Source organism: Amycolatopsis sp. H20-H5, from assembly GCF_035828755.1.
Classification (GTDB): domain Bacteria; phylum Actinomycetota; class Actinomycetes; order Mycobacteriales; family Pseudonocardiaceae; genus Amycolatopsis.
In genome coordinates, this window is the sequence record NZ_JAYMZS010000096.1 from 1 (window position 1) to 12,391 (window position 12,391).

A 12,391-nucleotide genomic window follows, 5' to 3' on the forward strand; every position below is an offset into this window, starting at 1 on the left:
GCGCTGGCCAACAAACACAGGCTTCTAGCCGCACCTTTGGACCCAACCACCGTGGTTGAGCCCTGAGACACGGTTAGAAGCCTGTGTCTTTTGGCCAGCGCGCTCACAAACTCGCGCCGCCAGGCCGCCCCGACCAGGTACGAAAGTGCGGCTTTTGCTTGAAGGGGGGCGACCTACCGTCGCGAGTTGGGAGGGCCTGGCGGCCGCGAAAGAGGGCGCGCGGCGGTGAAGTCTCCACTCGCAAAGCTCGCGGAGACGCTGTGGTCCCGGACCACAGCGGTGGCTGGGTTTTAGCGGTGCGTGTCGGGGGCAAGTCTGGATGAACCGGTGACAAGCGCACCTAAGCCTGGGCGGTTCCACCCACCGTAAAGTCTTGGGGTCCGTGACAAGCGTGGCCGAGTCTTGGCGTCCAAGGCCAGGCGTAGCCAAGTCTTGGAGGCACGTGACAAGCGCGGCCGAGTCCGGATGAACCGGTGACAAGCGTGGCCAAGGCTTGGCGTCCAAGGCCAGGCGCACCTAAGCGTGGGCGGGTACGGGGAGTCTCTCCAGCACTTTTGACTGTCCCTGAAGGCCACCATGACGGCGTTAGACGCCCCAAATGTTCCCTTCACGCCACGATCCCCGGACGCCGCTTTGACCGTTGCTTCAGCGGGTGCGGGGCCAGGGGTTGGCGGCTTCGAGTTGTGCGGCCAGTGACAGCAGTTTGGCCTCGCCGCCGGGGGCGGCTATCAGCTGGACGGACGTCGGGAGGCCGGCTGGATGGCTGCCGATCGGTACGGACAGGCCGGGGTAGCCCGCGAGGTTCCACAGGCCGGTGAAGCCGCCGACTCGCAATGACGGCACCGTGTTCGCGAGCCAGTGGCGGGTGTGCCAGCGGTGGGCCCTTGGCGGCAGGGTGGCCAGCGTGGGCGTGATCAGGACGTCGTAGGCGCTGAAGAACTCCTCAGCGCGTGCCAGCCAGTTGTCACGGGTGGCCTCGCGAACCCGGCCTGCGCGGATCAAGAACCGCCCGAGTCGCACGTGCGCTCTGGTCCGGGGTTGCAGCAGCTTGTCGTCGAAGTCCTTCGCCTGCGCCGCCGGTCCGGCGAACCAGCGCACGATGATGCCGCCAACAGCCGCGGCCCCGTAACGCGGCGTGGCCGCACTCACGGCGTGGCCCACCTCCCCGAGTAACTCCCCCGCCCTGTCGACAGCCGCGACGAACTCCTTGGGCAGTGGCGCCCTGGTCAGTGGCACCTGCGTCGACATGGCGATCCGCAGTTCGCCCGGCGCTTCGACCGCGGCCAACTCGGGCTGCTCGGCGAGGACGGCCATCAGCAGCGCGGCATCGGCGACCGTGGTGGCGAGCGGCCCGTGCGCCGACATCCCGAACCAGCCTTCCTCCCCCGGTTCACGCACGACCCCGCGTCCGGGCTTGAGCCCGACCAGGCCGCACATCGCCGCGGGCAGCCGGATCGAGCCGAGGCCGTCGGTGCCGTGCGCGATCGGAACCAGTCCCGCGGCGACGGCCGCGGCGCTCCCGCCGGACGATCCGCCCGAGGTGTACGACGGCTCCCACGGATTGCGCGCGACGCCGTCCGGGGTGTCGCTCATCGGCCAGACACACAGCTCGGGCACGCGGGTCAGCCCGACGATCACGGCCCCGGCGGCCCGCAGCCTGGCGGCGATCACGCCGTCCTCACCGAAGGGCTCCCGCGCCCCGGCCCGCGATCCCCACCCGGCGTACTCGCCCGCCACCGCGGTGACGTCCTTGACCGCGACCGGCACTCCGGCCAGCGGCAGTTCGGCCAGGTCAGGCCGCTGCGCCAGGCCCTTCGCCTCAGCCAGTGCTTCCTCCGCCCGGACCCGCCGGAAGGCGCCGATCACGCCGTCGGCGGCCGCGATCCGGTCCAGCGCGTCCTGAGTGACCTGTACCGGGTCGAGCTCGCCGGACCGCACCGCTTGAGCGATTTCCACCGCAGTCAAAACCATGCGGGAACTCTAATCCCGAGCACGGACCCGGCGGACTCAGATCGCTCCGGCGCGCAGGGCGTAGGCGACGGCGTGGGCCCGGTTGTTGAGCCCACAGCGGGTCATCAGTCCATAAAGGACATTTTTCACGGTGCGTTCGGAATAGGACAGTTTGACCGCGATCTCCTCGGTGCCGAGACCCTCGGCCACCAGCCGGAGCACGTCGCACTCGCGCGAAGCCAGCCCGGACAGCGTGAGCCCGTTGGGTTCCAGCACGTCCCGCCGCATGCGCTGGACCTGCGACAGCAGTGCGCCCTGGAGCCGGGGCGGCAGGCTCGCGGTGCCGTCGCCCGCCGCGAGCACGGTGGCGATCAGCTCGGCGCCACCGGTCTCGTGGCGGGGCAGGATCGCCACCACGCCGCACTCGATGGCGGCCATGAGGTCGCTCTCGCGGAAGTGGTCGACGATGATCACGACGTCCGGGCCCGCCAGGCGGTCCGACTGCCGCACCAGGTCCCGCATCGTGGCGAGGACCTCGTCGGTGATGTGCTCTTCCATCACCAGCAGGACGTCGGCGCGGGCGTGCTCGCCTTCGCTGAGCACGTGCAGGTCGGAACGAGTGTGCAGGAGACTGATCGCGCCCGATCGGGTGATCGGATCGGACGCCTGAACAGTTACTTCGACGGGCTTCACGAGTGCTCCTGCCGGTGACCACTGAAGTCGATGCCCGCAGTGTTCCCCGGAAGACTTCACAGCTGCCCTATTGCACTTCACGCGTCTCTAGAGAACCTGCAGGGGCAGGTCAGCAGCACTAAATCGGCTCAGGAGAGCTCGTTAAGCGCGTCGAACACCTCGTCCGCGAAGGTGTCGGCCACCCGGGGGACGTCCGGCAGGGGCAGTGGCGGGACCGGCGGCGTCGCGTCGAAGCGGGGACCCGGCGGAGTGTCGGACGAACTTTCGTCGTCACTCGAATCGGTGACGGGCTCGGGACTCCAGTCGATCACCAGCTCGACCTGGTCGTGCCCGTCGTCGGTGATCCCCAGCGCGTCGACGGTGTGCCCGTCCGCGTAGTCCTGGATCTGGTCCCGCCGGTGCTCGCGGCCGAAGTCCCGCAGAGCCTCGCCCATGCCCGCGACCAATGCGTGGTTCACCGCCGCGGCCCTGGCCCGGTCGAGGTCGGTGTCGGCGAAGCCGTGAACGACGATCTCGACCCGCGGCATCGGCTGGTCGCGCAGGTCGTTGAGCATCCCGCGCATGAGCAGGTGACGCGCCAGCGCGTCGAGGCGCGCGCGGTCCTGGGCCGAGAGCTCCGCCGAATCCGGGGTGAACCCGAAGCTCCGGGTCTCCAGCGAACCCTGCCGCTCGGCCGGATCCGGATCCGGCAGCGACTCGACGTCGTCCAGGTCGCCGGGGTCGGGCAGGAAGGCGTCCGGCTCGGGAGACGGCGCTCGAGCCGCCGCCGGGTTCCGGGCGTCGGCCAGCTGCTGGTCGTACTCCTGAACCGCCTGCCACCAGGCGGCTTCGGACTGGTCAGCGGCCTGCTGGGCGTCGTGCGCGGCTTGGCGGGCGTCGCGGTGCGCGAGCTCGGCGGCACGGTCGACCCCGGCCGGGTTGGTGGCCGTCTCCGGCTGGAAGTCGGCCTCCAGCGCCGCACGTTCGGCGTCGATGCCGTCCAGCTGCCCCTGCAGCGCGACGATCTCGCCCTGCCAATGCGCCACCGCGGTCTCGTCGACTTCGCCGTCTCCCCGGAACAGGGCGTTTCGCCGCCGTTCCGAGGCGGCGAGCTCGCTCCGGAGGGTGTCGCGCCGGTTGCCGAGGTCGTCCAGCTGATCACGCAGGCCGTCCTGGCGACGCTCCGCATCGGCCCTGGCCTGCGAGGAAAGGTCGTTGGCCTGACGAGTGCCGTCCACGGTCAGCTGCCGCGGCTCCACCTTGGCGACCGCCTTCGACCAGGCGTCACCCTTCGCGGCGAGGTCGTCGACGGCCGTCTTGAGCCCGTCCGGCAGGTCACCGGCGAGGCCCTGCGCGGCCGCGTCCCGCATCCGGATCACGTAACCGTCCCGCACACCGACCTCGGTGACGACGTCGTGCCGGTCGCCGAGCGGGTTCCACGAGTGCCCACTCGGACGCGCGACGAACCGGAACTCGGCGTCGAACACCAGTGCCCGCGTGCGTTTGTCCTCGGTCACATTGTCCTGTGTGGACTGTGGAGTGGTCACCGAGTGGGCGGCGAGCGTGCCCTCCTGGGTGAGCTTGCGGCCCGGACCGCTGTCGCCCAGTTTGGTCTCCGGCGTGCTCGATCCCCGGACCGAGCCGAAGTTGTGCTTGCCCTCCGCGGCCGAGTCCGCGCCGGTGGGGTGGTTCACCCCACCGCCTCCCTGCGGGCCGACGGCCGTGGTCGAGAAGCCGTTGCCGGTGACGACGCTTTCCTTCTGCTCCCCCGTTTGCTTCCGCGATCCGCTCACCTCGACGCTGGCGCTGGCCGAAGCGAGCGCCGGGTTCCCGCCGAGCCGGACGTGCACCTCCAGGTCGCGGCCCAGGCTCGACGGCAGCGGCAGCGCGAAGCCGCCATCCGCCAGCGCCGGGAGGCCGCCCTTGAACATGGCGGCGTTGAGCGAGGCGGTCAGCGCCAGCTCGGTCTTCGAGTCGACCTCGACGCCCGACCGTTCGAGCGCGTCGCGGGCAGCGTCGACCAGCGCGGTGACGTCACCGAAGAAATGGTCCGTCTTGAAGGTGCCCGTCGCGGGCAGGGCCGAATGGCCGGGCGCGGCGTGCCAGTTGCGCAGCGCGTCCGGGGTGCCCTGGGTGGCGTCGACGGCGACCGCCAGGCCTGTCTGACCGAACTTCGCGCCGTTGGGCGGGGTGGGCAGGGAGTCGCCGACCATCTTGCGGATGGTGACCTCGCGGCTCACCGGCGCGGCCGCGAACCGCTCGCCGCCACGCTCGATCCGCAGGTCGAACAGCAACTCGGCGTGGTACTCGGCCTTCGGCCCGGTGACCGACGCGCTCTGCTTGTACTCGGTCTCGGTCTTGTCCGTCCGGGTCCTGGTTCGCGACCCGAAGCTCGCCTCGGCGGTCTGTCCCAGCGCGACGAATCCGCTCGCCGGGCCGTGTCCTGTGGTCGGCTGCGCCTGTCCGTCCGGAGTGGACGATTGATGCGTCATCCGCCCGGCGAGCCGGGCCGATGCCAGCAGTGAAGCGATCGTGCGGTTGGCCGTCTTCTCCTTGGTCTTCACCACCGAAGCCTTGTCGTCGACCGCGAGCTTCGCACTGTGGTCGATCCCGCTGAACACCGGCGGCGCGGTGAACTCGGCGCCGACGGAGACGTAATAGGTGTGGCCGGAAAAGCGATCCTCGAGCCGCAGCGGCTTCGTCTGGCCGCCGTTGAGTGTACTGGTCATCGAGCGGTTGACGTCGGAGAGGAATTCCACCACCGCGCGGCGGTTGTCGTGCGAGGTATCCAAAGTGGATTTGGGGAGTAGCCGATCGGCCGCGTCCTGGCCGAGCCGCTGGACGAGCTGGTGGTGCAGCGCCGGGATCTGGTCCGTCAAGTCCACCGGCGCGGTGATGCCGCCGATGCCGATCGAGGAGACCTGGCCGGGCCCCATCGAGGACGACGGCGCGACTGTCCGTTGTGGAGCGGGCTGTTGTGCGGCGGCCGCCTGGTTCTGGAGCTCACGCAGCTGGGCGTCGTTGACCCACATCACCACGGCGCCGGGCAGGTCGAACTGCTCACCGCGACTTTCGACGGGCTGGCCCTTCTTCAGCTCGAAGCGGTCGAGGTTGCCTCGATGCCGGGTCTCGGCGACGACAGTGGCCCGGACGTCGACCTTCACGAGGTGCCGTTTTTCGGGCCCGCCAGAAAAGGTGACCTTCTCGCCGGACTTGACCTCGTTCTTGGTGGTGTCGCCGCGCCCGGCCGCCCATGGCGTCAGCTGCGCGCCGACCGTGCCGCCCGCGCGGCTGTCGGTCTGGTCCTGGGTCGAGGTCACCGGCGCGTTCGGCGAGCCCCAGGCGCCGAGGTTCTGCGTGATCGAGTCCGCGAAACCCTTCGAGTTGGAGACCTTCGAGTTGGCGCCGAAAGCGTTGGTAATCTTCTGGTACTCCTTGGCGGGCAGCACCTCCACGGCCGTCGGGCTAAAGGAAACGCCGACCGTGCCGTGCTCGTCGGCGCGGCGGCGGCCATAGTGCAGGCCGTCGACGACAACCGGGCGGCTGAACAACCGCGGATCGTTACGCAACGCTTCCGGGGACAGTTTGTCCGAGATCCGGCCGGAGTTGCTGCCGCCGGAGAAGCCGAAAACGGTATCCCCGGACGCGCCCACGAGCGACTGTTTGGCCGAGGACTGCAGGTGCTCGGCGCCGACGAACGTCACGATCTCCGCGTTGTCCAGCACCCGTGAACCGCCGGTGCTCAGCCCGGCGATCGACGGGCTCGCGACCTGAGTGGACGGTCCCGGTTGGACGGTCAACCGGGGCGGCGGAGTGGTCGTGACGTGGTGTTCGGGGACGAGAAGCCGCAGCGGCACGGTGGTGAACCCGAGGAACTGGTGCTGCGTCGGCGGGGTCTGGCGGCCGGGCTTGCCGAAGCTGATCCGGCGGACGTCGGTGTTGTGCCGGACATAGGAGGTGATCTCCGGCGCGATCGTCAACGACCCGTGGAACTCGCGAAGGTCGCGCGAACCGAGGTCGCCGTCCTCGGCAAGACTGTCCCCGTGCGACCTCGTGACGCTGCTCTCACCATCGGTCGCGGTCTTGGCCGAGTTCGTCCAGGTCCACGCGCCGCGGACGCCGCCGACGACCTGGCCCGACATCGTGGGAGCGGCCTGCCCCAGCACCCGTGCCTGCACCCCGAAACTCGCCGTCGTCGAGCGTCCCGCCGAAAGCGACGAGCCGCTCTTGTCCTTGAGTTTGCCTTCCGCGCTGATCTTGTCAGCGGTGAGCAGATCGCCGTCGCGACCAATGTCCAAAGTGGCCTTGAGGCCGAGGTTCACGTGATAGTCGTGGAACATCGACTTCTTGACCATCGGCAGCTGCAGCCCGGGACCCAGCATGCGATCGACCAGCTGGGAAAGCTGCTGATCGGACAGCACAGACCGGATGTCGGCGTCGCGCTGGAGGACCGCGGTGACCCCGGCCGAAATGCCCTTGGCGAAATCGCCGTCACCGAACTGGCGGATGAACTTGTCGCTGCTGAGGTGGTAGTCCTTGCGCCCTGGCACGCGGCGCAGCGCGTCGGCGACGGCCTGGTAGAGCTTGCCGCCACCGTCGAAGTCGTCGACCATGCTGCCGCCGAGGGACTTCCCCGACTCGATGTGGGCGGGGGCGAAGTGCTGCCGGGGTCGCGCGGCGTTCGGATTCGGTGCCACGGTGGGGGTCAAGCCACCGCGGCCGGCATCCTGGGCGGTGGACCACTGGAAGCCGGTGAGCGCGCCGAACAGGGTCCGCGGCTGTTGCCCGGCGACGCGGACCTGCAGGTCGTACTCGGTGCGATACCGCACCGCGGTCCCGGTCGCCTTGACCGAGGATTTCGCGACCGTGGTCGCGCTGTGCTCCTGAGTGTGGTCCTTCACGGAACTGAGCGCGCCCGTCGGGCCGACGGCGAAGGCGATCGCGCCCGCGTCGCCGCCGATGCCGACGACCAGCGAGCCGCCGCCCTGGCGTTTCGTCTCCAGTTTGGTGGTGGTGTCGAACTTGGCGGCTGCCTTGCGGGTGCTCTCGACGTCGTCGATCGAGTCGATGACCTGCACCCGGCGCGGCACCACCCGCATCTCGATCGCGCTGCCCTTGGTCGAGAAGTCGAGAGCGTTTCCCTTGGCGCCCTTGAACAACGGATCCGAGCGCACCCAGCCCTGCTCCGGGTTGGCCGCCGGATCGGTGACGACCATCTTGGGCAGCTGAGCCTTGATGTTGCTCTCACCGAGGAACTTCTGCAGCACGGAGCGACCCGGCGAGCCGATCCTGGTGAACTTCGCGGGCAGCTCGCGGCCCACCCAGCCGACGAGGTCGTGCCCGTTGACGACCACCTCCTCGGCGGCGAACTCCTTCGGCGGCGGAGTCGTCAGGTTCTGGGTGAGATCGCCGACCGGCTGTTTGAGTCCTATCGGGACACTCAGGTCCACAGACCCCGTGGCGGTGTGCCCGTGCCCGCCGACGTTGTGGCCGTCACCGTCGGCCAAGGAGATCTCGAAGCCGACGCCGACGGTGACTTCCCGCGCGCCCTTGACCTCGATCGCGTGCTGGCCACGGAACCGTTCGGTGGTGTCGCGACTGCCCGCGGTGTTGGGCGCCACCGGGATGTCGGCGCTGGCCCCGACGACCAACGGCGGGAGCGCCGAAACGAACGCGTTCAGTGGCAGGTTCGTTTCCCGGGATTCCGAAGTGGACTTCTTGACCTCGTTGGCGTGCTTGGACTCGGCGGACATCGCGTCCTTGGCCTCGGCGCCGACGTCGAGGTTGTTCCAGTCGAAGGTGGCCTTGACGGTCAGCTCGTGGGGCCTGCCGCCGATCATAACCGCGAATTTCCTTCCCCGGCCGAGGAAGGAGCCGAGGTCACTCTCGGTCAGGGACTGCACCGGGTCGATCCCCTTGACCTTGACCCCGTGCGCGAAGTTGCCCGTGATGAGCTGGTCGATCTGGGTGCCGACGTCAGCACCCTGCGTCCTGCGCAGCTGCGACGCCAGGCCGAGGCGACTGCTGTCGGCCAGGTACGGCGGAAGGTCGTTCCTGACAGTCGTCGCCGTCGCAGGAGCGGCCGGGTCAGGGTTGTTGTCCGGAGCCGAGTTCGTGGAGGACTCGCCGTTCGGCGGGGGCGTGAGATCGGCGAGCGGGATGTCGTCGTCCGTTGTGGACTGACCGAAGATCGACGACTGCGGGCCGCTGGGCTGACCGAACTGCCCGTGGCCGGGCGCTGGGTTCTGGGCTTGCCGCTGCGCCAACGCCGCCTGAGCGGCGGTGTCGCCACGATCGGCGAAGGCCTGCAGCGCGCCCACATGACCGTTCCCGGCGAGGTTCTGCAAGGCCTGGAGTGCGGACTGACTGCCCTGGCCCGCGAGATCGACCAAAGCGCCGACGTCGTTCCGTGTGGCGAGCGCCTGCAGCGCGTCTTGGTTTCCCTGCGAAGCCAACGTTTTGACCGAGTTGTAGGCGTTCTGGTTGTTCTGCTCAGCGAACGTCACCAACGTGTTCACGTCACCGAGTCCGGACAGCGCCGTGATCGCCGCGTTGTTCCCGTTGCCCGCCAGCGTCTTCACCGCTTCGTGTGCGGACTGGTTGCCGTTCTTCGCCAGCGACGTCAGCCCGTCCACGTCATTGTTGTCCGAGAGGACCTTGAGCGCGTCTGTGTTGCCGTTACCCGCGAGGTTCTTCACTGCTTCGTAGGCAGGCTGATTTCCTTTCAGTGCCAGCGAAGTGAGCCCCGATACGTCACTGTTGTCGGTCAAGGACTTCAGCGCGTCGGCGTTGCCGCCGCTCGCGAGTGTCTTCAGGCTCTCGTACGCGGGACTGCTTCCGTTCTGGGTCAACGACGTCAACGCGGGCACGTCGCCACTGTCGGAAAGCGCCTTCAAGGCGTCCGTGTTGCCCGTGCCCGCGAGCGTCTTCAGATTCTCGTACGCGGGGGCGACCTGCTTTTTCGTCAGATCGATCAGGGTGTCGACGTCACCCAGATCCGCCAGCGACCTGGCCGCGTCGGCGTTTCCCTTACCGGCGAAATCCTTGACCGCGTCGTGGGACGGCTGGTGGCCGCCCTTGGCCAGCTCGGTGAGCCCAGAAACGTCACTGTTGTCGGTCAAGGCCTTGAACGCCTCGGCGTTGCCGTTTTCGGCCAGTGTCTTCAGATTCTGGTAAGCGGGGCCGATCTGTTTCTTGGTCAGATCCACCAACGCGTCGACGTCGCCGAGGTCTGCCAGTGATTTCGCCGCGTCCGCGTTACCCTGCCCGGCCAGGCTCGTAATCGCGCCGTGGGCGGGTTTGAAGCCGCCCTTGGCCAGCTCGGTCAGCCCCGGAACGTCTCCGTTGTCCGTCAGGGCCTTCAGCGCGTCAGGATTTCCTCCGGCGGTGAGGGTCTTCAACGCGTCGTGGGCAGGCGCGTTCTTGTTCTGTGCCAACGTCACGAGCGCGCCGACCGCGTTGTGCGCCGACGGGTTGCCGCTCTTGGCGAGCTTGGTCAAGCCCGGCACGTCGCCCTTGGTGCCCATGGCGTTCAGCGCGTCGATGTTGCCGTTTCCCGCGAGCGTGGTCAGCGCCTTGTAGGCGGGCTTGCTGTCCTGGGAGGCGAGGTCGGCCAGCGACGGGACGTCGTTGAGGTCGGACAACGTCTTCAGCGCGCCAGGGTCTCCCTTGCCCGCGATGTACTTCACGACCGTGTAGGCGGGCTGGCTGCCCTTGCTGTTCAGATCCATCAGCCCGGCGACGTCGCCGTTGTGCCCCAACGCCGTGAGCGCGTTCAGATCCCCGTTGGCCGCGAGGTTCTTCACCGCGTCGTAGCCCAGCTGACCGCCCCTGGCCGCCACGTGGGCCAGGCCGTGCGAATCGCCGTGCGAAACCAGAGTGGCGAACGCGTCCGCGTGGTGGTGCGAGGCGGCCAGGTTGCTCAGGATGGCCGCGGCCACCTCGTTCTTGTTGGGCCGGTAGGCCAGGTCGGTGAGCGCGGTGAGCGGGTTCTTGCCATCCAGCTCGGGACGAACGGTCTGGTCCCCCAGCTGCGCGAGCGACGAGACGGCGTGCAGATCACCCTGTCCCGCGATCTGCACCAGCGACTGGTGCGCCGCGGTGTCACCATTCCGGCCGCGGTCGGTCAGCGTTTTCAGCGAGTCCCGATGCCCCTGTCCGGCAAGCGTGGTGAGCGCGGGCAGATCCCCGTTGGCAGCTTGGTCGTACGGCGACGACGTCACCGTCGTCGGCGGATTGCCACCATGCAGGGCGGCATACGGCACATCGTATACAGTAGACAAGCTGGTGGAATTCTTCTCCAGCATCCACAGCTCACGCGGCATCAGGGCGGCGTCCGGCCCGTACATGCCGTCGGTCATCAGGCCGTTGTCGACCATCACCCGGTTGCGGACGTCGCCGACGGGCCCGTTCTTGCCATGGTGCTGCGCGCCCGGCCTGGTGTCCTGGAAGATCACGCCGTTGTTGACGTAGTGGTCCAGGAAGCCCAGGGTGTGCCCGACCTCGTGCGCGAGGGTGTGATCGTTGTCGTCGAAACCCCACTTGCGCTGGAAGCTGCGCTCCCCGTCCGGGTGGATGTCCACGGTGACGTGCGGGTCGCCGGTGGCCGGGACGAACTCGACGCGGACGTGCAACTGATCGCCGCTCGGCAGCCGGTAGCCCTGGTTGTAGAACCGGTTGATGCCGCGTTCCATGCCGGTGTGGATGGCCGCGATGTTCTGCGGGGTGGCACCGGCGGGGGTGTTGAGGTGCACCTTGACGGTGAACTCCTTGACCCACTTGCCCGGCAGGACCTCCAGCCGGCGAAGGTCGTAACCCAGCGGACCATCCTCGCCCGCGAGCGTGATCTTGGGCTGCGCCTTGCCCGGGACGAACTCGATGCTGCTCGAGTTCGCGATACCGATGATCTGCGACGAGATCGTGGAGTGCGCCTGCGGCCGGGCGTGGTCCCACTGTGAGACGTGCACCGGCTGATCCGGGCGCATCCAGTCGGCCGTCTGGTCGGTGCTGCGACGCCATTTCGGATCGTCGAGGATCGTCTGCTTCGGATCCAGGTTCGTGCCCTGGGTGAACGGCGCGGGATCGGGTGAAGAGTGATCACCCGCCGACTGGGGGGTCTGGTCACCAGCCGGCGGGGAGTTCTGGGGTGACGAAGAATCCTGCGGCACCACCGGATCGGGAGCGGTCTGTGCGGCAGCCGGTTCGGGTGTCGGCTGAATCCTGGCCGGATCTGTCGGCTGGGTCGTGAGCGGATCGGCCGCTGGCTGCGTGGTGGCCGGTCCAGGCGTGGGCTGCGTACCAGCCGGACTCGGGCTGGGCTGCGCGGCGGGCGTCTGTTGCGTGGTGCCCGGACCCGTCGTGGGCTGGGTGGTCGTCGGTTGCGGGGTGGCCGTGTCCTGGGACGAACCGTTCTGTTGCGGTGCGGCGAAAATGCTGTCCGGCTGGGAGGTGACCGTCGAGACTTGGTTCGTGCTGGTGGTCGGGACGGTGGCTTCCGGGCCGGGCTTGACCGGCGTGTTCGGCTGGGCGCCGATGGGGCTCTGGGCGGTCGGACGGCTGTCTGTGCTCGTGGGGTCGGTGGCCGTCGTCGGCTTGGTTGTGTTCTGCGGCGCTGTGTTCTGCGGCGCTGTGTTCTGCGGCGCTGTGTTCTGCGGCGCTGTGTTCTGCGGCGCTGTGTTCTGCGGCGCTGTGTTCTGCGGCGCTGTGTTCTGCGGCGCTGTGTTCTGCGGCGCTGTGTTCTGCGGCGCTGTGTTCTGCGGCGCTGTGTTCG

4 protein-coding genes and 2 pseudogenes are annotated in these 12,391 nt (G+C 68.6%); 3 read left to right on the forward strand and 3 right to left on the reverse strand.

Annotation, left to right across the window (positions count from 1 at the left end):
* Positions 1-645 precede the first annotated feature (645 nt).
* The 3 genes from QMK34_RS35680 to QMK34_RS35690 form a co-directional block, all read right to left on the reverse strand.
* Positions 646-1,971, reverse strand: a complete 1,326-nt coding sequence (locus tag QMK34_RS35680; protein ID WP_326419130.1) for an amidase — start codon at positions 1,969-1,971, stop codon at positions 646-648.
* A 36-nt stretch (positions 1,972-2,007) separates the two neighbouring features.
* The gene (locus tag QMK34_RS35685) at positions 2,008-2,643 is read right to left on the reverse strand and encodes a response regulator transcription factor (protein ID WP_326419131.1); all 636 of its coding nucleotides are present in this window, start codon (positions 2,641-2,643) and stop codon (positions 2,008-2,010) included.
* 128 nt (positions 2,644-2,771) lie between these two features.
* Positions 2,772-11,789 carry a hypothetical protein gene (locus QMK34_RS35690; protein WP_326419132.1) on the reverse strand — a complete coding sequence of 3,006 codons (9,018 nt, stop codon included), beginning with the start codon at positions 11,787-11,789 and terminating at the stop codon, positions 2,772-2,774.
* 364 nt (positions 11,790-12,153) lie between these two features.
* Here QMK34_RS35690 and QMK34_RS48045 point away from each other — a divergent pair.
* The 3 genes and pseudogenes from QMK34_RS48045 to QMK34_RS48055 form a co-directional block, all read left to right on the forward strand.
* Positions 12,154-12,273: pseudogene (locus QMK34_RS48045) on the forward strand (hypothetical protein); the annotation flags it as partial.
* A pseudogene (locus QMK34_RS48050) lies at positions 12,270-12,350 on the forward strand (pentapeptide repeat-containing protein); the annotation flags it as partial. The pseudogenes QMK34_RS48045 and QMK34_RS48050, both read left to right, overlap by 4 nt.
* Positions 12,340-12,391, forward strand: a 52-nt coding sequence (locus QMK34_RS48055) for a hypothetical protein (protein WP_442785281.1), incomplete at its 3' end; no start/stop codon positions are given. The pseudogene QMK34_RS48050 and the gene QMK34_RS48055, both read left to right, overlap by 11 nt.

Excerpts from the sequence above, each read along its gene's own strand:
- QMK34_RS35680 (WP_326419130.1), bottom strand. The coding sequence starts at position 1,971 with ATGGTTTTGACTGCGGTGGAAATCGCTCAAGCGGTGCGGTCCGGCGAG.